Consider the following 22,821-nt stretch of genomic DNA (forward strand, 5'->3'; position numbering starts at 1 on the left):
CGGAGTGCCCCAGCAGGACTCCCTGACACCCTCGCGCTGGACGGCCCTCGTGGCCGTCCTCGCGGGGGTGCTCGCCGTGTCGGCCCCGATCGGCGTGCTGATCGCCGGGCACCCGGGCGGCGCGACCCACCCGCAGGCGGTCATCGCAGCGCGCCCATCGGCCCCGCCCACACCAGCCGGCCCGAGCGCTCCGATCGCGGCACCGGTCCTGCCCGGCGGACGGCAGGCGATCTTCGGCGGCAACCGGTTCCTGGTGGCCTACTACGGCACGGCCGGCACCTCGGCCCTCGGTGTGCTCGGCAACGGGACACCCGACCAGATGCAGCACCGGCTCGCACGGGCCGGCCGGGCGTTCGCCGGCACGGGCCGCCCGGTGCAGCTCGTCTACGAGCTCATCGTCAGCGTCGCCGATGCCGCGCCGGGCAAGGACGGCGACTTCAGCCATGACCTCACCCGCAAGCAGGTCGAGCCCTACATCGCCGCCGCGCACCGCCACGACGCGCTGCTGCTGCTCGACGTCCAGCCCGGTCGCTCCGACTTCCCGAGCATCGTGCGGCACTGGCGCTGGGCGCTGCGCGACCCATACGTCGGTCTCGCGTTGGATCCCGAGTGGCGGATGAGCCCCCACGACGTTCCCGGGCGGGTGGTCGGCCACGTCGACGCCGCCGAGGTCAACCGCACCTCGGCGTGGCTCGCCGACCTGACCGCCCGCCACCACCTGCCGCAGAAGCTCTTCGTGCTCCACCAGTTCCGCACCGACATGATCCGCCACATCGATCGGATCCGGCGCCGGCCCGGACTGGCGATGGTGCAGCACGTCGACGGCTTCGGAACGCCGGGGCAGAAGCGGTCGACCTTCCACGCCGTCGTCCGCCCGGAGAGGTTCACCCTCGGCTTCAAGCTCTTCTACCGGGTCGACGTCCACCGGATGGGTGCGCGCGACGTCTTCGCGCTGCGTCCGCGGGTGCGGTTCGTCAGCTTCCAATGACCTCGGCGTCGACCTGGGCCTCCTGCTCGGTCTCGGCGATGTGCCGCTCGGTCTCCTCGGGGCTGAGCCGGAAGCGGTAGGCCAGGACGTACACCACCACCGAGAGCAGCCCCATCAGGGCGGCCGAGGCCTCGAAGTTCAGCACGCCGCGGTTGCCCGCGGCCGGGTCCGGGAAGCTGCCGAGGTAGGAGATCACGGTGATGCCGACCAGCCACGGCAGCACCCAGGCGGCGCCGGACTTGAACGCCATGTCGGGCAGGTGCACCTGGCCGGCGAGGGTGAAGATGCCGAGCATCACGAAGCCGATGAGCACGGCGACCATCAGCTTCCAGTCGACGTCCCAGCCCGACCAGTAGACGATCATGTTCGAGGCCCAGAACGCCAGCACGGGGATCGTGTGCCCGCCCGGCAGTCGGAACGGGCGCTCGCGGTCGGGCTGCTGGCTGCGCATCGCGGCCAGCACCAGCGGCCCGGAGGCGAACGACATCACCGTCGCCGAGGAGATGAACCCGACCAGCTGCTGCCAGCTCGGGAACGGCAGGAACACCACCAGCCCGACGATGAACGTCACGATCAGGCTCACCATCGGAACGCCGCGATCGGTGGTGCGCGCGAGCGCCCGAGGGGCGTTGCCGTTGCGCGCCATCGCGTACGAGATGCGCGAGGTGATGGTGGTGTAGATCAGCCCGGTGTCGCCGGGGGAGACGATCGCGTCGACGTAGAGCAGCACCGCCAGCCAGCCCAGGCCGAGCAGCGTGGCGATCGCCGCCAGGGGACCGAAGTCGTTCTCGAACGACAGGTTGGACCAGCCGTGCCCGATCAGGCTCGGCTTGAGCGCACCGATGAAGGCGACCTGGAGCAGGACGTAGATCGCTCCGGTGATGAGCACCGAGCCGATCACCGCGATCGGGACGTTGCGACGCGGGTTGTCGGTCTCGCCGGCGAGCTCGATGCCCTGCCGGAAGCCGAGGAAGCTGAAGACGATGCCGCCGGTCGCGATGGCGCTGAAGATGCCGTGGACCCCGCTGGGTGCGAAGCCCTGGGAGTGGAAGTTGCTCCCGTGGAAGGCGGTGACCAGGAACGCGACGATGACGACCGTGATGATGGCGAGCTTCCACCAGACCAGCACGTTGTTGAGCCGGGCGAACCATCGGATGCCGAAGTAGTTCACGACCACGAACAGCGCCATCAGGATCACGGCGGCCACGTAGCCGATGGCTGTCAGCGTGTGGACGGTGACCGGTGCGTCACTGCTGCACGCCGAGACGCAGTGCGGCTTGGTGAAGTCGGCGTACTTGGTGGCGTACTGCAGCGCGCCGAGGACCTCGATGGGCGCCGTCGTGGCCACCGCGACCCAGGTGATCCACCCGGCGGTGTAGCTCGCGAACGAGCCGAACGAGAGGTGCGGGTAGCGCACCACGCCGCCGGAGAGCGGGAACATCGTGCCGAGCTCGGCGTAGACGAGGGCGATCAGCAGGATCATCACACCGCCCAGCGCCCACGAGAGCGTCGCGGCCGGCCCGGCCTGCTGCGAGGCGTTCAGCGCTCCGAAGAGCCAGCCCGAGCCGATGATGGAGCCGACGCTCGCGAAGAGCAGTCCGATGACGCCGACGTGTCGGCGTAGCGGCGCGCCGGCCTCCGGGGGTGCGCCGTCGTCGCGATGTGCCGTGATGCTGGTCATGGGGCGGCAGGTACCCGGAGCGTGAGATCCCACCCCTCGGGGTGAGCGACGCCGTCGGGCCGTCGCGCTCGAGGTGCGCGTGGGCGCGGCGGATGAAAGGCTGAGGCGGTGCCCTCGGATGTGTTGCGCAGCCTGATCGCCATCGCGCCCGCGAACGGCGCTCACCGGATTGCGCTGCGCGCGGCGATCTCCGTCCTGGTGCCGCTCCTGGTGCTCGACGCCACCGGCCACCTCACCTGGACGATGTATGCCGCCTTCGGCGCGTTCACCTCGCTCTACGGGCGCGAGCGGGTCGACTCCCACCGCGTACGGCTCCAGCTGGTGGCCGGCGCCTGGATGGTCGGGTGCGTCACGCTGGGCGCGCTGATCGCGTCCTCCGACCACCGCGGCTGGCTCGCCGTCCCAGCGGCAGCGATCGTCGCGGCCGCCGCCGCGTACCGCTCCGCTGTCGAGGGCTGGCACCCGCCCGGCTCGCTCTTCCAGGTCTTCGGCATCGCCGCCGTCGCCTCGGTGCCCGGCCGGCTCGCGGACGTCCTGCCGGCGCTCCTGGTCTGCACGGCCACGGCGCTGTTCGCGGTCCTGCTCGGCAACGTCGGCGCCTGGGTCCGCCGGGCGCGGCGCGGCGACGTCGTCGAGACCGACGCCCCGATCGGCGGCTCCGTCACCGGCGCGGGGCGCTACGCGCTGCTGGCCGGCCTCGGCGTGCTGCTGGCGGGCAGTCTCGCCAACGCGCTCGCGATCGGTCGGCCCTACTGGGCGATGGTCAGCGCGGTGGTCCCGCTCGCCGCCCGGGCACTGCCGGCCCAGGTGATCCGCGGCGTCCACCGGCTGGTCGGCACCGCCCTCGGGCTGCTCGTGGCCTGGCTGTTGCTCGAGCTCGATCTGCGCAGCACCGCGGTGATCCTCGTCGTGGGACTGCTGCAGGCGCTCGCGGAGCTGGTGGTCGGACGCAACTACGCCCTCGCACTGATCTTCATCACCCCGCTGGCCCTGCTGATGGGCAACATCGTCCGCCCGGTGCCGACCGGTCCCCTCCTGACCGACCGGGCGTTGGAGACCTTCATCGGGGTGGTCATCGGGGTGGCGATCGGGTGGATCGTGCGGCCTCGTGCGTCCCGGCCCGCGATCGCTGTGAGGTAGATCTCAAGTCGGCCGGGCGGCTGCCGACCTCCTCTGTGGAAGGGCGGCGATCCCGCCCCCGAAGGAGACCGAGATGACCACCATCGAACAGACAGCGCTGCACACCCGCGTGCTGCAGCTCGCCGCCCTCGTCGGCACCGAAGAGGGCCTCGCGGCCGTGGAGCACGTGCACACCGACCTGGGTCACGTCGCCGGCGTCTACGACGCCAACGGCGAGGCCGACCCGGCCGCCGTGATCCTCGCCGACCTCGAGCACCTCGTCGGCCCGGAGCGGCTGGTCGGCGTGCTCGACCTGCTCGTCCACCAGCGCTGCTCGCCCGAGGACGCCGAGGGCTACGCTCGCCTGCGTGCTTGAGCCGCAGCCCCGCGACCCCACCCGCTTCGAGCTGGACGATCGGGGCAACCCGGTCGGTCTCGCGGTCGACGGATGGACGGCTCGCCCCGAGCCCGAGCGGATCGAGCTGACCGGGCGGTACGTCACCCTGGAGCCGTTGCACTCGGCCCACTACGCCGAGCTCTTCGACGCCACCTGCGCGCCGGAGGACGAGGCGCTCTGGACCTACCTCGACCCGCGCCCCACCAGCCTCCCGGCACTGTGGATGCTGCTCGCGGGCCGACTCGAGCACCACCCCGCCACGTACGCGATCCTGCCGCATGAGGGGGAGCGCGCCGGGACTCCGGCGGGCGTCTTCTCACTGATGGCGATCAACGGCGCCGACGGCTCGGTCGAGCTCGGCTCGGTCCTGTTCGGCCGGGCGCTGAGCCGCACCCGGGCCGCGACCGAGGCCGTCCACCTGATCCAGTCCTACTGCCTCGACGAGCTGGGCTACCGGCGCTTCGAGTGGAAGCTCAACAGCCTCAACGAGCCCTCCCACCGGGCGGCCCGGCGCTTCGGGTTCACCTACGAGGGCCGCTTCCGCAACGCCCGCGTGCAGATGGGGCGCAACCGCGACACCGACTGGTACGCGATCATCGGCGAGGACTGGCCGGCGATCCGCGCCCGCAACGAGCGCTGGCTGGATCCGGCCAACTTCGACGCCGACGGGGGGCAGCTCCGGGCGCTCGCAGACCTGTGACGCCCCTCGGAGCCGTGCCACAGTGGAGGGCATGACCATCTCCGAGAGCGACAAGCAGAAGCTGGGCGTCGACGAGATCATCGCCGCCCTGCCCGCCGACTTCCGCCACCTGCCGCGCTACATCGCGGCCCGCTACCGTACGCACGACTTCGCGAGCGCCCAGGCGCTGGCCGGTGCCATCGGCGCGCTCGCCGAGTCCGCCGACCACCACCCCGATCTCCTCGTCGGCTGGGGCTACGTCGAGGTCCGGCTCAGCAGCCACGACGTCGGCGGCATCACCGACCGGGACCTGCGCCTGGCGGGCCAGGTCAGCGACGCCGCGCGTGACGCGGGCGCCCATCCCGAGCCGGCCGCCCTGCAGCACGTCGACTGGGGCCTCGACTCGTGGGCCGGCGCCGAGGTCCTGCCGTTCTGGCGGGCGCTCCTCGGCTACACCGACAGCGGGCAGCAGGCGGACGACGATCTGGTCGACCCGGCCGACCGCGGCGGTCCGACGATGTGGTTCCAGGAGACCGAGGAGCACGCCACCCCTCACCAGCGCTTCCATCCCGACGTCTGGGTGCCGGCGGACCAGGCCCAGCGCCGGGTCGACGCCGCCCTCGCCGCCGGCGGGACCCTGGTCAGTGACGCCGAGGCCCCGTCCTTCTGGGTGCTCGCCGATCCGCAGGGCAACCGGGCCTGCATCTGCACGGTGCTGGACCGATCGGGGGTCTGAGGGAGGAGCGACCTGCGCCACATAATGGGATTCCCGTCTCACATGTCGGGATCCACGGGCTACTCGGGTGACGTCGGATCGCCGAGTGGCTAGGGTGTGAGCATGCTGCACAGCATTCTTGTACGCACGCGACGCGCCTGACCGGGCCAGAAGCCGGTCGACGCGTCACCCTCCGTTGCCCTCAGGGCCGGGGGGTTTTTGCTTGTCAGGAGCAGTGTGGTCAGGGAGCACGGCAGTGGGCCTGAGTGGAAACACAGATGAGGAACGAGAGATGAGCGAGCAGACGATCACCGGGGCCCAGAGCCTGGTGAAGTCGCTGGAGGCCGCCGGGGCGGAGACCATCTTCGGCTACCCGGGCGGCGCGATCCTTCCGGCGTACGACCCGCTGATGGATTCCACGATCCGCCACATCCTCGTACGTCACGAGCAGGGCGCCGGCCACGCCGCCGAGGGCTACGCCGCTGCGACCGGCAAGGTCGGCGTCTGCATGGCGACCTCCGGCCCGGGTGCCACCAACCTGGTCACGCCGATCGCGGACGCCTACATGGACTCGGTCCCGATGGTCGCGATCACCGGCCAGGTGCCGGCCGCCCTCATCGGCACCGACGCCTTCCAGGAGGCGGACATCCGCGGCATCACGATGCCGATCACCAAGCACAACTTCCTGGTGACCGACCCGGCCGACATCCCGCAGCGGGTGGCGGAGGCCTTCCACCTCGCCTCCACCGGCCGCCCCGGTCCGGTGCTGGTCGACGTCACCAAGTCGGCGCTGCAGTCGATGACCAGCTTCCGCTGGCCGAGCGAGCTGCAGCTGCCCGGCTACCGTCCGGTGACCAAGCCGCACGCCAAGCAGATCCGCGAGGCCGCGCGCCTCATGCTGGCCTCCCGCAAGCCGGTCCTCTACGTCGGCGGCGGCACCATCCGCTCCGGCGCCCACCGCGAGCTGCGCAAGCTGGCCGAGCTGACCGGGATCCCGGTGGTCACGACGCTGATGGCCCGCGGCGCGTTCCCCGACAGCCACCCGCAGCACCTCGGCATGCCCGGGATGCATGGCACCGTCTCCGCGGTCGCGGCGCTGCAGAAGTCCGACCTGATCATCAGCCTCGGCGCCCGCTTCGACGACCGCGTCACCGGCGACCTCAAGAGCTTCGCCCCCGGCGCGGCGGTCATCCACGCCGACATCGACCCGGCGGAGATCGGCAAGAACCGCTACGCCGACGTCCCGATCGTGGGCGACATCCGCGAGGTCGTCGTCGACCTGATCGCCGTTCTCGAGGCCGAGCAGGCCGCGGGCAAGGTCGGCGAGTACGAGGCCTGGGTCGCGTTCTGCGCCGGCATCAAGAAGCAGTACCCGCTGGGCTACGACCAGCCGGCCGACGGCGGGCTCGCACCGCAGTACGTCATCGAGCGGCTGGGCAGGATCGCAGGTACGGAGGCGATCTTCGCCGCGGGCGTCGGCCAGCACCAGATGTGGGCCGCGCAGTTCATCGGCTACGAGCACCCGAACACGTGGCTCAACTCGGGCGGCGCCGGCACGATGGGCTACTCCGTGCCCGCCGCGATGGGGGCCAAGGTCGGCCGTCCGGACGCCACCGTCTGGTCGATCGACGGCGACGGCTGCTTCCAGATGACCAACCAGGAGCTGGCCACCTGTGCGATCGAGAACATCCCGATCAAGGTGGCGGTCATCAACAACGACAACCTCGGCATGGTGCGCCAGTGGCAGACGCTGTTCTACGAGCAGCGCTACTCCAACACCGACCTGCAGAAGCACGGCGGTGGCAGCGGCGCGGTCAAGCGGATCCCGGACTTCCCCAAGCTCGCCGAGGCATATGGCTGCGTGGGCCTGTCCTGTGACTCGGCCGACGACGTCGACAGCGTCATCGAGAAGGCCATGTCGATCAACGACGCGCCGGTCGTCGTGGACTTCCGGGTCCACAAGGACGCCATGGTGTGGCCGATGATCGCGGGCGGCGCCAGCAACGACGAGATCCAGTACGCGCGTGACCTCGCGCCCAAGTTCGACGAGGACGACCTGTGAGTGACGCGCACCGCTGCGGCGGCCCGTACCTGTCCGCCCGTGGCGACTTCGCAGCGGCGCTGCGAGCGAACGGAGAGCACCGATGAGCACCGACGGCAAGCACACCCTCAGCGTTCTGGTCGAGAACAAGCCGGGCGTCCTCGCCCGGATCGCGGCGCTGTTCAGCCGCCGCAGCTTCAACATCGAGAGCCTGGCCGTCGGCCCGACCGAGCACCCCGAGATCTCCCGGATGACGATCGTGGTCAACGTCCGCGACACCCCGCTCGAGCAGGTCACCAAGCAGCTCAACAAGCTGGTCGAGGTGATCAAGATCGTCGAGCTCGAGTACGACGCCTCGGTGCAGCGCGAGCTGCTCCTGGTCAAGGTCAACGCGACCGTCGAGACCCGGGGCCAGGTGCTCGAGGCCGTCCAGCTCTTCCGTGCCAAGGTCGTCGACGTGGCGACCGATGCGGTGACGATCCAGGTGATCGGGAACGCCGGCAAGCTCACCGACTTCCTGCGCGTGGTCGAGCCCTTCGGCATCCGTGAGCTGGTGCAGTCGGGCATGGTCGCCATCGGCCGCGGGCCGCGCTCGATCTCCGAGCGCTCCCTGCGACCGGTCGTGACGCCGGCGCCGCCGGCCGCCGGCTGACGGCTCCGCCGTCCATCGGCACCGGCGCCTACGCCACTCATTCTTTCCAGATCCAAGAGAACACACGAAGGAGAAGCCCCCGTGGCTGAGATCTACTACGACGACGACGCCGACCTGACCCTGATCCAGGGCAAGAAGGTCGCGGTCATCGGTTACGGCAGCCAGGGCCACGCCCACGCGCTGAACCTGCGCGACTCGGGTGTCGACGTCCGCATCGGCCTCCAGCCGGGCTCCAAGAGCACCGCCAAGGCGGAGGACGAGGGCTTCCGCGTCCTCACCCCGGCCGACGCCGCCGCCGAGGCCGACGTCATCGTCATCCTCGCCCCCGACCAGCACCAGCGTGGCCTCTACGCCAACGAGCTGGCCCAGCACGTGACCCCGGGCAAGACCCTGGTCTTCGGCCACGGCTTCAACATCCGCTTCGGCTACATCGAGGTGCCGGAGGGCGTCGACGTCATCCTGGTCGCCCCGAAGGCCCCGGGTCACACCGTGCGCCGCGAGTACGTCGCCGGCCGCGGCATCCCGGACATCATCGCCGTCGAGCAGGACGCCTCGGGCCAGGCCTGGGACGTCGCGAAGTCGTACGCCAAGGGCATCGGCGGCACCCGCGCCGGCGTCATCAAGACGACCTTCACCGAGGAGACCGAGACCGACCTGTTCGGCGAGCAGGCCGTCCTCTGCGGTGGCGTCTCGCACCTCGTCCAGGCGGGCTTCGAGACCCTGACCGAGGCCGGCTACCAGCCGGAGATCGCCTACTTCGAGGTGCTGCACGAGCTCAAGCTCATCGTCGACCTCATGTGGGAGGGCGGCATCGCCAAGCAGCGTTGGTCGGTCTCCGACACCGCCGAGTACGGCGACTACGTCTCCGGCCCGCGCGTCGTGACCCCGGCGGTCAAGGAGTCGATGCAGGCGATCCTGTCCGACATCCAGGACGGCACCTTCGCCAAGCGCTTCATCGCCGACCAGGACAACGGCGGCAAGGAGTTCCTCGAGCTGCGCGAGAAGGAGGCCCAGCACTCGATCGAGGCCACCGGCAAGGTGCTCCGCTCGCACTTCTCCTGGAAGCAGCAGGACGCGGACTACACCGACGGCTCCGCCGCACGCTGATCTCCGCCGTGCAGCGGAGCGTCCGCGGCGTTGTCGTCGCTCGCCGATCGCTCCGCTCTCAAGATCGGCTTCGCTCCTCCGCCTTGCGGCCGCACGCGCTGCTCGACGGAGACTCCGATGGCCCACTCCGAAAGAGTGGGCCATCGGCCATTTCCGGCGGCGGGAAGAAGACCGGAGGGCCAGGGGTTGGGTGGTTATGCGCATTGAGATCTGGTCCGACGTCGTCTGCCCGTGGTGCTACATCGGCAAGCGCCGCCTGGAGTCCGCCCTGGCCGACTTCCCGCACCGCGACGACGTCGAGATCGTCTGGCGCTCCTACCAGCTCGACCCGGGCGCTCCCACGGAGCCGACCGAGACCGCGCAGCAGATGCTCGGGCGCAAGTACGGCATGTCGCCGGCCCAGGCCGCCGAGGCCCAGCAGCGGGTCACCTTCCAGGCCGCCGAGGAGGGCATGCACTGGAAGCACGAGCAGTCGATGCACAACAACACCCGCGATGCCCACCGCCTGATCCACCTGGCCGAGACCGAGGGCAGGCAGGGGGAGATGAAGGAGGCGCTGCTGCACGCCTACTTCGGCGAGGCCGAGGTCGTCTCCGACCACGACGTGCTGCGCAAGGTCGCGGCCGAGGTCGGGCTCGACGCCGCCCGCGTGGACGAGGTGCTGGCCAGCGACGAGTTCGACCAGGACGTCGACGCCGACGTCGCGCAGGCGGCCGCGTACGGCGCCACCGGCGTGCCGTTCTTCGTCGTCGACCAGAAGTTCGGCATCTCCGGTGCCCAGCCGACCGAGCTGTTCGGTCAGGTCCTGCAGCGCGCCTGGGACGACGCCCACCCCGTCCTCGAGTCGATCGTCGCAGGCGGCGAGGGGGAGGCGTGCGGCCCGGACGGCTGCGCGATCTGAGCCTCGGTGTGACGTACGCCATATGATCCGGACCTGATCGCGCCGGGCAGATGTGACTCGAGGCCTATATCGGTAAGGCTTACCTAAGGTAGTCTCCGAGTGTGCTGCCCACCTTCGTCATCGGTCTCCGTGAGGGGCTCGAAGCCGCGCTGATCGTCTCGATCCTCGCCACCTTCCTGCGCCGCAACGGTGCGAGCCTGCGTGGGCTGTGGATCGGCATCTCGGCGGGCGTCGGCCTGAGCATCGCCGTCGGACTCATCCTTCGCGCGATCGAGCAGGGCCTCCCGCAGGCCAAGCAGGAGGCGATGGAGACCGTCATCGGCGCCATCGCCGTGGTCTTCGTGACCGGGATGATCTTCTGGATGCGCACGCATGCGCGCACCATGAAGAAGGAGCTCGAGTCCGCAGCCACCGACGCGCTCAAGAACGGCACGACCACCGCGCTCGCGGTGATGGCCTTCCTGGCGGTGCTGCGCGAGGGCTTCGAGACCTCGGTCTTCCTCCTCGCCACCATCCAGACTGCCGGCAGCGCGCCGCTGGCCCTGCTCGGCGCCGTGCTCGGCATCGTGGTCGCGGTCTGCCTCGGCTGGGGCATCTACAAGGGTGGCGTGCGGCTCAACCTGCAGCGCTTCTTCTCCATCACCGGCTTCTTCCTCATCCTGGTCGCCGCCGGTCTGGTCCTCAACGCCTTCCGGACGGCCCACGAGGCGGGCTGGGTCACCGTCGGTCGCGACCGTACGGTCGACCTGGCGTGGCTGGCGCCGAGCGGCTCGATCCGCTCGGCGATCTTCAGCGGCGTCTTCGGCATCCCGCAGGACCCGCGTGTCATCGAGGTGCTCGCCTGGGCGGCGTACCTGATCCCGATGATGCTTCTGACCTTCACCCCGGCGCGGCTCCGTCCCGGCCACGCCCTGGCCCAGCGACTCCGCATCGCCGGTGCCCTGAGCGCGATCGTGGCAGCGATCGTGCTCCCGCTCGCCGTCGTCACGCCGACCGCACAGCTGCCCGCCACCGCCCCGCTCGAGGGCGGCGGCGAGGCGAGCATCGCGATCCACGGTGACACCGCTGTGCTGGCCGCCGACGGGAAGAGCATCGAGCTCGACCGTGGCGGCGACACCCAGGGCAGCACCACGTGGACCGGCGTGCCGAACGGCGAGCACCCCAGCACCCTCGACATCACCACGCTGATGACCTACACCGGCAACCGCGTGCCGGTCGGCCTCGACGTCCACACCGCGCCGGGCCCCTACCAGGCCGCGTGGAGCGACAAGACCGAGGTCACGGCGACCACGTACGACGACCGCCTGGTCGACGCCCAGACCACCGGCTCGCTGGTGCTCACCCTCAGCGGCGGCGGGCTCACCTCGCCGCGCGTGATGACCATCGATGCGGCCAGCTGGAACGTCGATCCCGCCCACGCGGAGCAGGCGGCCGCCGCGGTCGGCCAGGCCCGGGCGATCGCTCACGACCGTCAGCTCTGGACCCGCTGGGTCCCGGTGGCGCTGGTCGCCGCCGCACTCCTCCTGCTCGTGCAGGCATACCGCGTTCGCTCCACCCGCCGCCCCGGTTCGGGCTCGGCGTCCGTCACGGAAGGAAACACCACCCATGTCGACAGCCTCACGTAAGGCCGCCGTCAGCCTCGTCGCTGCGCTCTCCCTCGGTGCCCTCGCCGCCTGCGGCAGCAGCAACGACGGCGACACCACTTCCGCGACCGGTGGCGACGCCACCGCGGCCGCCGTGAAGAACGGCGTCACCACGGTCGACGTCGTCCTGGCCTCCGGAGCCGACGGCGACACGTGCACCCCGTCCGTCACCGAGGTCCCGGCCGGGCCGGTCACCTTCACGGTCAAGAACGAGAGCGCCACCGGCCTCACCGAGTTCGAGCTGATGCAGGACCAGAAGATCATCGGCGAGAAGGAGTCGCTGGCCCCCGGCCTGCCGGCCGCGTCGTTCACCCTCACCCTCGGCGGCGGCGCCTACCAGCTCTACTGCCCCGGTGCGACGACCGAGACCACCGACTTCAAGGTCACCGGTGAGGCCAGCGCATCCCCGACGGGCGGCGCCGCCACCCTGCTCGCCGACGGCGCCAAGCAGTACGCGGGCTACGTCACCACCCAGGTCGAGGCGATGGTCGCGGCGGTCGAGAAGCTGCAGCAGGACGTCGACTCCGGCGACGTGCAGGCCGCGCAGAAGCAGTACGGCGTGGCTCGCCCGTTCTACGAGAAGATCGAGTCCGACGTGGACGGCTTCCTGCTGCCCGGCGCCGACCCGACCTCCAACAAGGGCAACCTCGACTACCTCGTCGACATGCGCGCCTCCAACCTCGACCCGGCCGTCGGCTGGCACGGCTTCCACGCCGTCGAGCGCGATATCTTCGCCGACCAGAAGATCACCGCCTCGACGAAGAAGCTGGCCGCGGAGCTGACCACCAACGTCAAGAAGCTCGCCGAGCTCTCCAAGACCCTGACCTACAAGCCGGAGGACCTCGCCAACGGCGCCGCCGGCCTGCTCGAGGAGGTCCAGGCCAACAAGATCAGCGGCGAGGAGGAGAAGTACAGCCACATCGACCTGGTCGACTTCGCCGCCAACGTCGAGGGCGCCCAGCAGGCATTCGCCTACCTCAAGGACGGCCTCACCGAGGTCGACGCGACCCTGACCGACACGATCGGTCAGCGCTTCGACACCGTGAACGCGCTGCTCGACACCTACCGCGACCCGAGCGAGATCGGCGGCTACGTGCGCTACACCGCGGAGCTGAAGAAGACCGACGCGAACAAGCTGAGCCAGAGCGTCCAGGCGCTCCAGGACTCCCTGTCGCACCTGGCCGAGAAGGTCGCCACCGCCTGATGGACGCCCCTCACATGGGCACGTCGCGCCGGCGCCTGATCCAGGGCGCCGGCGTGGGGGCCGGTGCGATCGTCGCCGTCGGAGCGGGGTTCGCCGGGGGACGCGCGAGCGCGGAGACGGGCGTCGACATCCCGGCCACCGACGACGGTGACCTGGTCGACCTCAACGTCACCCACGAGTTCTACACCGGCGGGCACCAGGCCGGCATCGAGACGCCGCCGCAGCGCCACACGGTCTTCATGACCTTCGACCTGACCACCACCAGCAAGCAGGACCTCCAGGTGCTTCTCGCCCGGTGGTCGGCCGCGATCGCCCAGCTACAGGCCGGTCTCCCGGTCGGAACGGTGGAGCCGGCCACCCCGATCGGGGTGCCCGCCGACACGGGGGAGGCGTACAACCTGGACCCGGCGGCCCTCACCGTGACCGTCGGGCTCGGCCCGGGCGTCTTCGACGACCGTTTCGGCCTCGCGGACAAGAAGCCGCAGCACCTCGCCGACCTGCCGGTGCTGCCCAGCGACCGGCTGAGGCCCGAGCTGACCGGCGGCGACCTGTCGCTGCAGGCCTGCGCCGACGACCCGCAGGTGGCCTACCACGCGATCCGCAACCTCGCCCGGATCGGACGCGGCACCGTCAACACCCGTTGGACCGTGCTGGGCTTCGGCCGCGCCTCGGCCGGCAAGGGTCAGGTCACGCCGCGCAACCTGATGGGCTTCAAGGACGGCACCCGCAACGTCAAGGAGCCCGAGGATCTGACCGACCACGTGTGGGTCGGCGCCGACGCGGTCGCCGCGGGCGAGCAGGAGTGGATGAAGGACGGCACCTACCTGGTGGCCCGCAAGATCGAGATGAACATCGAGATCTGGGACTCCGGGAGCATCGCGACGCAGGAGGACACCTTCGGGCGTACGAAGAACGTCGGGGCGCCGCTGTCCGGCACGGCGGAGTTCGACACCCCTGACTTCACCAAGAAGGCCGACGGCGCACTCGTCATCCCGCCGACCTCGCACGTGGCGCTCGCCGCGCCGGAGAACAACGACGGCGTGAAGATCCTGCGCCGGGGCTACAACTTCACCGACGGGATCAACGAGCTGGGCTTCCTCGACGCGGGCCTGCTCTTCATCGCGTACATGCACGATCCGGCGAGCTTCGTGACGCTGCAGACCAGGCTCGGCAGCTCGGACAAGCTCAACGAGTACATCTCCCACGTCGGCTCGGCGAGCTTCGCCGTCCCGCCGGCACCGGAGAAGGGGCACTACCTGGCCGAGGCGCTGTTCGCCTGAGCGAGCCCAGCCGGTAGCTCCACCGACCGCGATCCGCCCGACGCCCGCCTTGGCGTCGGGCGGTCGTCGTTCCCGTCGGTCGGAGGGGTGAGCGCCGGGTCAGCGGTGGGTGGCGATCAGCACCGACGTGCCGGAGGCGACCATCACCTCGACGGCGGTGAACCGCTCGTCGGTGAGCCACTGCTCGCGCAACGCGTCGACGCGCCCGTACGACAGCGGTGGCCACTGCTCGCAGGGCTGCAGGTCGTCGAGCACCACGACGCCGCCGGGCTCGACCAAGTCGGCGATGCTGTCGACGCCGATGTCACCCGGCAGCTCGGCGTCGAGGAAGAGCAGCGAGAAGGGGCCGCGGTCGCGCAGCGAGGACCAGTCCACCGCCAGCACCTCGACCAGCGGGTCGTCGACGAAGATCTCGGTGGCGAACGTCGCCAGCCGGGCGTCGAGCTCGGCGCTGACGATCCGGGCGCTCTCGCCCCGGACGCCCGAGCGCAGCCAGGCGGTGCCGACGCCGCAGCCGGTGCCGAGCTCGGCCATCGTGCCCGTACGGGTGGCGGCGAGCATCGCCAGGAGCCGACCCGTCTCGTTGCGACAGAACGAGACGTACCCGGCGCGGCGGGACACGTCGAACGCTCGCGTGACGATCTCCGGCAGGTCTGGGGGTGTGCTCACCCCTCAAGCGTCTCTCATGTCGGGCGCTGATCCCGAATATTGGACGATCGTCGGGAAATAGTGCTTCCCAACGGTGTTACCGACCCGTAGCATCGTGCCCATGTTCGCCGCCCTCGCCCTTATTACGGCCGTCGTAGCCGTGGCTTTCGTAGCCATGTGCCGCGTCGGGGCTTCCAGCATTCGCTGAAGAGAGGCCACCCCGATGCGGTGGCCCGAACAAAGCAGCACCGGCCTCTCAGCCACCTCGTGTCACACCCTGAGAGAACCGGAGAAGACGATGAACCAGCTGATCGAGTGGGGCCCCTCCCGCAACAACCCGGACAGCCCTCTGCACCACGAGACCCTGCAGTCCGCAATCGATCTGCGGACCAGTGACGGGCCTCGCCCCGACGACAACTAATCTGTGGCCCATGACCAGCCTCAAGCTCGCAGTGATCCCCGGTGACGGCATCGGACCGGAGGTGACCGCCGAGGCACTCAAGGTCCTCGAGGCCGCGTCCCCCGTCCAGTTCGACAAGACGCACTACGACCTCGGCGCCGAGCGCTACCTGCGCACCGGTGAGGTGCTGCCGGAGTCGGTCCTCGACGAGGTCCGCGGCCAGGACGCGATCCTGCTCGGCGCCGTCGGCGGCAAGCCGAACGACCCGAACCTGCCCCCGGGCATCCTCGAGCGCGGTCTGCTGCTCAAGCTCCGCTTCGAACTCGACCACTACGTCAACCTGCGCCCCTCCAAGCTCTTCCCGGGCGCCGTCTCTCCGCTGAGCGACGCCGTGCTCGACAAGGGCGAGATCGACTTCGTCGTCGTCCGTGAGGGCACCGAGGGCCTCTACACCGGCCAGGGTGGCTCGATGCGCACCGGCACCAAGGCCGAGGTCGCGACCGAGGTCAGCGTCAACACGGCGTACGGCGTCGAGCGCGTCGTCCGCGACGCCTTCAACCGCGCGCAGAAGCGCCGCAAGAAGCTCACCCTGGTCCACAAGACCAACGTGCTGGTCAACGCCGGCTCGCTGTGGTGGCGCATCACCCAGGACGTCGCGGCCGAGTACCCGGACGTGACCGTCGACTACCTCCACATCGATGCGGTCATGATCTTCATGGCGACCGACCCGGCGCGCTTCGACGTCATCGTCACCGACAACATCTTCGGCGACATCATCACCGACCTCGCCGCCGCGATCACCGGCGGCATCGGCCTGGCGGCGTCGGGCAACGTGAACCCCGACCGCACCTCGCCGTCGATGTTCGAGCCGGTCCACGGCTCGGCCCCCGACATCGCCGGCCAGCAGAAGGCCGACCCCACCGCGGCGATCCTCTCCGGCGCGCTCCTGCTCGACCACCTCGGTCACGCGGACGCCGCCGCCAAGATCGACGAGGCCGTCCTGTCCGACCTGAAGTCGCGCGGCTCCGAGCCGCGGACGACCGCTCAGGTCGGCGACGCCATCGCCGCCCTGATCTGACCGTCTCCCACCAGCTCCGCTTGAAAGGCCCCGCCCGCATGGAGATCACCACCCACCTCAGCACGAACCCGGTCAGTGACGAGCGCCTCGCCGAGATCCTCGGCGAGCCGGGCTTCGGCACGTACTTCACCGACCACATGCTCGTACTGGAGTGGACTCCGGAGCAGGGCTGGCACAACGGCCGGATCGAGCCGTACGGCCCGATCTCGCTCGACCCCGCGACCGCCGTCCTGCACTACGCGCAGGAGACGTTCGAGGGGATGAAGGCCTATCGTCACGAGGACGGCTCCATCTGGTCGTTCCGACCGGAGCAGAACGCCGCCCGGATGGCCCGCTCCTCGCAGCGGCTCGCGTTCCCGGAGCTGCCGGTGGACGACTTCGTCGCCGCCGTCGACGCGCTCGTGAAGGTCGACGAGCGTTGGGTGCCGGTGTCGGCCGAGGGCGACGAGAAGTCGCTCTACATCCGCCCGTTCATGTTCGCCTCCGAGGCGTTCCTCGGCGTCCGTGCCGCCCAGCACGTGACGTTCATGGTGATCGCCTCCCCGGCGGGCGCGTACTTCAAGGGCGGCGTCAAGCCGGTCCGGCTGTGGCTCTCCGAGGGGTTCACCCGCGCGGGACGCGGCGGCATGGGAGCCGCCAAGACCGGCGGCAACTACGCCTCCTCGCTCGCCCCGCAGGCCGAGGCGTACGCCCAGGGCTGCGACCAGGTGGTCTTCCTCGACGCCTCCGAGGGGAAGTACATCGAGGAGCTCGGCGGGATGAACATCTTCTTCGTCTATGGGGACGGCCACGGTGGCGGCCGTCTCGTCACCCCGGAGACCGGCACCATCCTCGAGGGCATCACCCGCGCCTCGATCCTCGAGCTCGCCGCGGCGCGTGGCCTCAAGGTCGAGGAGCGCCGGGTCGCGATCGACGAGTGGCGTGACGGTGTTGTCAGCGGTGAGATCACCGAGATCTTCGCCTGCGGCACCGCCGCCGTCATCACCCCGGTCGGTGAGCTGCTCTGGGAGGGTGGCTCGGTCACCACGGAGGCCGGGCCGGTCACCACCGAGCTGCGCAAGACGCTGGTCGACACCCAGTTCGGTCGCGCCGAGGACACCCACGGGTGGATGCACCGCATCGTCGGCTGAGCGCCTCGACGCACAACGGATAGCCTCACGCCGTGAACTCCATCGGCGACTACACGCTGCTCAGCGTGCTCGGTGAGGGCGGGATGGGCATCGTCCATCTCGCCCGGCACGAGCCCACTGGGCAGCGGGTGGCGTTGAAGGTGCTGCGCCCCCAGGTGGTGGGCGACGAGGAGGGCCGCCGACGCCTCGAGCGCGAGGTCGACTCGCTGCGCCGGGTGCGCTCGCGCTGGGTCGCGGAGATCATCGACGCCGATCCGTGGGGACCCGTGCCCTACGTCGTGATGCGCTACGTCCCGGGCCGCTCGCTGCACGACGAGATCGCCGAGGAGGGACCGATCACCGGCCGCGACCTGCGCTGGTTCGGCCGCTGTCTCATCGACGCCATCGCCGCCGTGCACGACGGGGGAGTGCTGCACCGCGACGTGAAGCCGTCCAACGTGATCATGGAGGGACGTACGCCCGTCCTGATCGACTTCGGGCTGGCCCGGGTCGCCGACGACCCGAGGATCACCCACACCGGCTGGCTGCTCGGGACCCCGGGCTATTTGCCGCCCGAGATCCTGCGTGGCGACGACGCCTCGCCGGCCGCCGACGTGCACTCCTGGGCGGCGACCGTCGCCTTCGCCGCCACCGGACGCCCGCCGTACGGACGGGGCCCGTCGGCCGCGATCATGGACCGTGCCCGACGCGGCGAGCACGACCTGGCGGGCATCGAGCCCGGCCTGCGCGACGTGCTCGACCAGGCACTCTCGCCGGACGCGGCACGGCGCCCGACGGTGGCGCAGCTGCAGGCGTGGTTCCGTGACCCGTCGAGGCCGCTGGCCGCGCCCGCGCCCGAGCCGGAGCCGGAGCCGGAGCCCGCGACCGTGGGCGCTCCGTGGGAGGACGAGGAGCCGGCCCTGACGGCGCCCCTCTCCTGGCGGGGCGGCGCCGGCACGGAGGAGGCTCGCGAGCACGACCGCACGCTCGTCCCCGCCGATCCCACCCTGGTCGCTCCCGACCAGACCCTGGTCGAGGCCCCGCGGGAGAGCGGGGCGATTCGGGCGCGCCGTACGGTCCTGTGGCTCCTGCTCGTCGTCCTGGCCGGAGCCGGCTTCGCCGCCGCGCCGGTGCCGACGCTCGGGGTCTCGCTCGCGCTGGTCACCCTGCTGCGCGGCCTGTCGCTGGCCGGCTCGGTCCACGAGAGTCGCCGCTCGGAGCGCGGCGCGCGGTGGCACGACGGGCCACGGCTCGTGATCGGCACGCCGTGGCACCTGGTCCGCTCGCTGCCCAGCACCGTCGTCCTGGTGCTCTGGGCCGGCGGCCTGGCCGTCGCCGCCGGGCTGCTCTGCTACGCGGTCGCCGCGAGCCCCACGATCACGCTCTTCGTCTGCGGTGTGGTGCTGACCGTGATGCTGGCCAGCGGCCCCGGTGCCGGTCGCGTCCGAGGCCCGATGCGCAGGCTGACCACGCCGCCCGCCAGGCGGCTGGGCGTCTGGGGCTTCACCGCCGTGATGGTCGCGGCGCTCAGCGTCTTCTTCCTGCTGCGGGTCAGCGGCCACGGCACCGACTGGACGCCGTGGGACAGCTCGCCCTTCGGGGACGCGTTCTAGCGCACCGGCGACGAGCGCCACGGGGCCGTCGGATACCGTCTGGGCGTGGCTGAGCTGATCGAGACCCCCGCCGGAGACGGCACCACCGAGGCGTATGTCGCCCGACCGCAGGGCACCCCGAAGGGTGGCGTGCTGTTCTTCATGGACGCCTTCGGCCTGCGCCCGCGGATCGCCGAGATGGCAGACGAGATCGCCTCCTGGGGCTACCTCGTCCTCGCCCCCCACGTCTTCTACCGCGACGTCGACGCGGAGTCCCTGCGGCCGAAGGTCGACCTGCGCGACCCGGTGGGCCGGGAGAGCTTCTTCGCCACCGCCGGGTTGATGACTCTGATCGGCAACCTGACGCCGGACAAGGCCGCCGTCGACACGGCCGCCTACGTCGCGACGCTGCGCGAGCTGCTCACCGAGGCCGGTGCCGCCGGCGCCAAGCTGGGCACCGTCGGCTACTGCATGGGAGCACGCCTCGCCACCCGCGCCGCCGGCCAGTTCCCGGGCGAGATCGTGGCCGTCGGTGGCTTCCACGGCGGCGGCCTGGTCACCGACGACGAGCAGAGCCCGCACACCACGCTCACCGGTCGGGCGGAGTACGTCTACGGCCACGCCGACCATGACCAGTCGATGACCCCGGAGCACGCCGTCGCGCTCGACCGCGCCCTCGAGGCCGTCGGTGCCGCGTACACCAGCGCGATCTACCCCGACGCCCCGCACGGCTACACGATGAGCGACACGTCCTCGTGGCACGAGCCGAGCTACGAGCGCTACCGGGCCGAGCTCAAGGCGCTCTTCGAGCGCACCCTCGGCTGAGCGGGCCGCGGTACATGCGCATCGTCGTGATGGGCGTCAGCGGCTCGGGGAAGTCGACCGTCGGCACGGCGCTGGCCGCCCGCCTGGGCGCGCCGTTCGAGGACGGCGACGACCTCCATCCGGCTGCGAACATCGCCAAGATGTCGGCCGGCACCCCGCTGACCGACGAGGACCGCTGGCCGTGGCTCGACCTGGTCGGGGAGTGGCTGGCCACCCGCGAGTCGGGCGTGGTGGCCTGCTCCGCGTTGCGCCGGGTCTACCGCGACCGGATCCGCGCCGTCGCCCCGGATGCGCTGATGCTCCACCTCGTCGCCCCGGACGAGACGATCGAGCAGCGTCAGGCCGAGCGGCCCGGCCACTTCATGCCCGCGTCACTGATGGCCTCGCAGCTCGCGCTGCTGGAGCCGCTCGAGTCGGACGAGCCGGGGCTCACGGTCGACGTGAGCGGGACGGTCGAGGAGATCGTCGCCAGCGCGTACGACGCGCTGCGCGCCCGCTGAGACGGGACACCCGACCCGGGCACAGCCGGCTCGGGCGATCGTCGCGGACCGATCAGTCCGGGAAGATCCGCGGGATCTCGGAGGCCTTGCCGGTGAACACGGCGGGCCGCTTCTCCAGGAAGGCGGCGACGCCCTCCTTGCCGTCACCGACCGAGGCGTGCCACATCGCGAGCGAGTCGGCCAGGTGTGCCTCCAGCGGGCCGCTCGCCGCGGCGTTGCGCGTGACGAGCTGCTTGGCGAGGCCGAGGGCGACCGCGGAGCGGCCCTTCACGAACGACCGCGCCAGCTCCTGCGCCGCCGCGACCAGCTCGTCGGGCTCGTGCACGCTGCGCACCAGCCGGCCGGCGAGCGCCTGCTCGGCGGTGAGGATGTCAGCGGAGTAGACCCACTCCAGGGCCTGGGCGGTGCCCACGATCCGCGGCAGGAAGTAGGAGGAGCAGGCCTCCGGGGCGATGCCGATCCGGCCGAAGATGAAGCCGATCCGCGCCGCCGTGGAGGCGAGCCGGATGTCCATCGCGCAGGTCATGGTGGCGCCGATGCCGACCGCCGCGCCGTTGATCGCGGCGATCACCGGCTTCGGCAGCCGATGGATCGCCAGGGTCACCAGGCCACCCGTGTCCCGTACGCCGCGCTCCCAGGCGGGATCGGCGAAGTTCTCGCGCAGCGACTCGGGCGTCGGGTCCAGGGTCTCGTCGAGCCCGAACACGTTGCCCTCGGCCGACAGGTCCATGCCGGCGCAGAAGGCCCGGCCGGCGCCGGTGACGACGACGGCGCGGATGGCGTCGTCGTAGGCGTCGGTCTCGAAGAAGCGCCGCAGCTCGGCCGCCATGGTCAGGTCGAAGGCGTTGAGCGAGTCCGGTCGGCTCAGTGTCAGGATCGCGACGCCGTCGGCGTCGACCTCGAGGGTGAGCGTCTCATAGGAGGGAGTGGTCATCCGGTCACCGACTTCGGGAGGCCCGACGGCGTGCACAGCGAGTCGGGGATCTGCGCCGTGTGGTCCGTCTTGATGTAGTTGATCAGCTTGAGCGCGCGGTCGTGGTCCCAGTGCACGGCCAGGTCCGAGATCGGCATCCCGCAGGTCAGGCCGTTGTCGCCGTTGACATGGGTCATCGCGCTGGCCCACTCGGCCGCCTTCACCTTGGACATGCCGTCACCGAAGGTGAAGAGGTAGGGCACGGAGTGCATCAGCTTCCAGTAGCGGAAGGGGTTGATCACCGTGGCCGGCGAGGCGACCTTGTGGCCGATCGCGGAGACGACCTCACGCTGGTGCTGGGCGCGACCGAGGTCGCCGAGGGCCTGGGTGTGCCGCGACCGGGCGTAGCCGAGGGCGGTGGCGCCGTTGGCGGTCTGGCAGCCGGCCTTGATGTTGAGCCCGGCCAGCGGGTCCTTCATCGCGTCCTTGGGGCAGATCGTGATGCCGTTGACGGCGTTGACCGCCTTCACCAGGCCGCCGAAGCCGATCTCGACGTACTGGTCGATCCTGATGCCGGTGTTCTGCTCGATCGTCTTCACCAGCAGCTGCGGGCCGCCCCACGCGAAGGCGGCGTTGATCTTGGTGGGGCTGTGGCCCGGGATCGGGACGATCGAGTCGCGCGGGATCGACATCAGCAGGTTGGGGCCGTCGCCGGTGTGCAGCAGCATGATGGTGTCGGTGCGCTGGCCCGCGGCGTCGCCCGTGGAGAGCTTGCGTCGCTGCTTCGCGGTCAGGCCCGCGCGGGAGTCGCTGCCGACCATGAGGTACGTGGTGCCGGGCTGGTCGCTGGGGCGAGCGCCGGTCGGCGCGAAGGCGACGTGGTCGACCTTGTTCCAGGCGAAGATCGGCACCAGGATCAGGTAGGCGATCCAGGCCACGATCAGCAGCAGGACCAGCCGGACCGGCCGGAAGCGGGGGCGCCACCGCGGCAGCCAGCCGAGCGGTCCGCGACCGCCGCCGTACGTCGTGCCGCCACTACCGCCGTCGCCGCCGTCGGGCGTCGGGGCGATCCGCGGGGGAGTGGGCGGGGTCGGTGGGCGGTTGCCGCTGCTCGCGTTGTACGTGGCGTACGCCTGGCCGGCGCGCTGGTGCTTGGCATCGGGCCGCTCGATCGGGATCGCGCGGGTGGCGTCCTGCGGCGGCTCGGTCGGTGCTGTGGGCTGCGTACGGCGCGGCTGGGTCGGCTCGGGACGCTCCTGAGGAGTCGACTCGGAGGGCTCGGGTTTCTTGCCCGAGCCCTTTCCGAAGAGCCAGTCGTACTGGTCAGGCATGGGCCAGACGGTACCGTG

General features: G+C 70.8%; 22 protein-coding genes. 18 read left to right on the forward strand and 4 right to left on the reverse strand.

The features are described from left to right. Positions 1–4 precede the first annotated feature (4 nt). Entirely contained in the window at positions 5–988 is a 984-nt protein-coding gene (locus ACZ5L9_RS12045; RefSeq protein ID WP_464527957.1) for a hypothetical protein, read from the forward strand. On the opposite strand, the gene ACZ5L9_RS12050 is transcribed toward ACZ5L9_RS12045, so the two are convergent. After that, positions 975–2,669, reverse strand: coding sequence for an APC family permease (locus ACZ5L9_RS12050; protein WP_464527959.1), 1,695 nt, complete (start codon positions 2,667–2,669; stop codon positions 975–977). The genes ACZ5L9_RS12045 and ACZ5L9_RS12050 overlap by 14 nt on opposite strands. Positions 2,670–2,777: 108 nt before the next feature. Here ACZ5L9_RS12050 and ACZ5L9_RS12055 point away from each other — a divergent pair, with 108 nt between their 5' ends. The 11 genes from ACZ5L9_RS12055 (at position 2,778) to efeB (ending at position 14,407) form a co-directional block, all read left to right on the forward strand. Then, positions 2,778–3,809: an FUSC family protein gene (locus ACZ5L9_RS12055; RefSeq protein ID WP_464527961.1), complete on the forward strand. Its 1,032-nt coding sequence runs from the start codon at positions 2,778–2,780 to the stop codon at positions 3,807–3,809. Between the two features lie 73 nt (positions 3,810–3,882). Then, positions 3,883–4,164, forward strand: a complete 282-nt coding sequence (locus ACZ5L9_RS12060; RefSeq protein WP_464527964.1) for a hypothetical protein — start codon at positions 3,883–3,885, stop codon at positions 4,162–4,164. Further along, positions 4,157–4,885: a GNAT family N-acetyltransferase gene (locus ACZ5L9_RS12065; RefSeq protein ID WP_464527967.1), complete on the forward strand. Its 729-nt coding sequence runs from the start codon at positions 4,157–4,159 to the stop codon at positions 4,883–4,885. The genes ACZ5L9_RS12060 and ACZ5L9_RS12065 overlap by 8 nt, the downstream gene beginning before the upstream one ends. Before the next feature lie 31 nt (positions 4,886–4,916). Then, a complete protein-coding gene (locus ACZ5L9_RS12070; protein WP_464527969.1) occupies positions 4,917–5,600 on the forward strand; it encodes a VOC family protein in 684 nt (227 codons plus the stop codon). A gap of 271 nt (positions 5,601–5,871) precedes the next feature. Continuing rightward, positions 5,872–7,641 carry an acetolactate synthase large subunit gene (locus ACZ5L9_RS12075; protein ID WP_464527972.1) on the forward strand — a complete coding sequence of 590 codons (1,770 nt, stop codon included), beginning with the start codon at positions 5,872–5,874 and terminating at the stop codon, positions 7,639–7,641. Between the two features lie 82 nt (positions 7,642–7,723). Further along, on the forward strand, positions 7,724–8,272 hold the full coding sequence (gene ilvN, locus ACZ5L9_RS12080; RefSeq protein WP_464527974.1) for an acetolactate synthase small subunit: 549 nt from the start codon (positions 7,724–7,726) through the stop codon (positions 8,270–8,272). 39 nt (positions 8,273–8,311) lie between these two features. Next, positions 8,312–9,379, forward strand: coding sequence for a ketol-acid reductoisomerase (gene ilvC, locus ACZ5L9_RS12085; protein ID WP_464536855.1), 1,068 nt, complete (start codon positions 8,312–8,314; stop codon positions 9,377–9,379). Positions 9,380–9,575: 196 nt separating this feature from the next. Continuing rightward, positions 9,576–10,280, forward strand: a complete 705-nt coding sequence (locus ACZ5L9_RS12090) for a DsbA family oxidoreductase (RefSeq protein WP_464527976.1) — start codon at positions 9,576–9,578, stop codon at positions 10,278–10,280. A gap of 101 nt (positions 10,281–10,381) precedes the next feature. Further along, positions 10,382–11,905 (forward strand): iron uptake transporter permease EfeU, encoded by a 1,524-nt coding sequence (gene efeU / locus ACZ5L9_RS12095; protein ID WP_464527978.1) that lies wholly within the window; start codon positions 10,382–10,384, stop codon positions 11,903–11,905. Continuing rightward, positions 11,886–13,127 carry an iron uptake system protein EfeO gene (efeO, locus tag ACZ5L9_RS12100; protein WP_464527980.1) on the forward strand — a complete coding sequence of 414 codons (1,242 nt, stop codon included), beginning with the start codon at positions 11,886–11,888 and terminating at the stop codon, positions 13,125–13,127. Before efeU ends, efeO begins: the two co-directional genes overlap by 20 nt. Further along, positions 13,127–14,407 (forward strand): iron uptake transporter deferrochelatase/peroxidase subunit, encoded by a 1,281-nt coding sequence (gene efeB / locus ACZ5L9_RS12105; RefSeq protein WP_464527982.1) that lies wholly within the window; start codon positions 13,127–13,129, stop codon positions 14,405–14,407. Before efeO ends, efeB begins: the two co-directional genes overlap by 1 nt. Before the next feature lie 99 nt (positions 14,408–14,506). On the opposite strand, the gene ACZ5L9_RS12110 is transcribed toward efeB, so the two are convergent. Continuing rightward, positions 14,507–15,076: an O-methyltransferase gene (locus tag ACZ5L9_RS12110; RefSeq protein ID WP_464527984.1), complete on the reverse strand. Its 570-nt coding sequence runs from the start codon at positions 15,074–15,076 to the stop codon at positions 14,507–14,509. Positions 15,077–15,353: 277 nt separating this feature from the next. Between ACZ5L9_RS12110 and ACZ5L9_RS12115 the strand changes: the two genes are divergently transcribed. The 6 genes from ACZ5L9_RS12115 to ACZ5L9_RS12140 are packed head-to-tail and all read left to right on the forward strand — an operon-like array spanning position 15,354 to position 20,559. Next, positions 15,354–15,476, forward strand: a complete 123-nt coding sequence (locus ACZ5L9_RS12115; protein ID WP_464527986.1) for a hypothetical protein — start codon at positions 15,354–15,356, stop codon at positions 15,474–15,476. Between the two features lie 10 nt (positions 15,477–15,486). Continuing rightward, the gene (locus ACZ5L9_RS12120) at positions 15,487–16,533 is read left to right on the forward strand and encodes a 3-isopropylmalate dehydrogenase (RefSeq protein WP_464527987.1); all 1,047 of its coding nucleotides are present in this window, start codon (positions 15,487–15,489) and stop codon (positions 16,531–16,533) included. A 38-nt stretch (positions 16,534–16,571) separates the two neighbouring features. Next, the gene (locus ACZ5L9_RS12125; RefSeq protein ID WP_464527989.1) at positions 16,572–17,663 is read left to right on the forward strand and encodes a branched-chain amino acid aminotransferase; all 1,092 of its coding nucleotides are present in this window, start codon (positions 16,572–16,574) and stop codon (positions 17,661–17,663) included. Between the two features lie 32 nt (positions 17,664–17,695). Further along, complete coding sequence (locus ACZ5L9_RS12130) at positions 17,696–19,255, forward strand: serine/threonine-protein kinase (RefSeq protein ID WP_464527991.1); 1,560 nt, start codon at positions 17,696–17,698, stop codon at positions 19,253–19,255. A gap of 45 nt (positions 19,256–19,300) precedes the next feature. After that, entirely contained in the window at positions 19,301–20,059 is a 759-nt protein-coding gene (locus ACZ5L9_RS12135; RefSeq protein WP_464527993.1) for a dienelactone hydrolase family protein, read from the forward strand. A 14-nt stretch (positions 20,060–20,073) separates the two neighbouring features. Then, the gene (locus ACZ5L9_RS12140) at positions 20,074–20,559 is read left to right on the forward strand and encodes a gluconokinase (RefSeq protein ID WP_464527995.1); all 486 of its coding nucleotides are present in this window, start codon (positions 20,074–20,076) and stop codon (positions 20,557–20,559) included. 52 nt (positions 20,560–20,611) lie between these two features. Here the strand turns inward: ACZ5L9_RS12140 and ACZ5L9_RS12145 are convergent, their stop codons facing one another. After that, the gene (locus ACZ5L9_RS12145) at positions 20,612–21,493 is read right to left on the reverse strand and encodes a crotonase/enoyl-CoA hydratase family protein (protein ID WP_464527997.1); all 882 of its coding nucleotides are present in this window, start codon (positions 21,491–21,493) and stop codon (positions 20,612–20,614) included. Continuing rightward, positions 21,490–22,803, reverse strand: a complete 1,314-nt coding sequence (locus ACZ5L9_RS12150; protein WP_464527999.1) for an LCP family protein — start codon at positions 22,801–22,803, stop codon at positions 21,490–21,492. The genes ACZ5L9_RS12145 and ACZ5L9_RS12150 overlap by 4 nt, the downstream gene beginning before the upstream one ends. Positions 22,804–22,821 lie beyond the last annotated feature (18 nt).

The sequence above is a fragment of the Nocardioides sp. JCM 18998 genome (assembly GCF_055391535.1).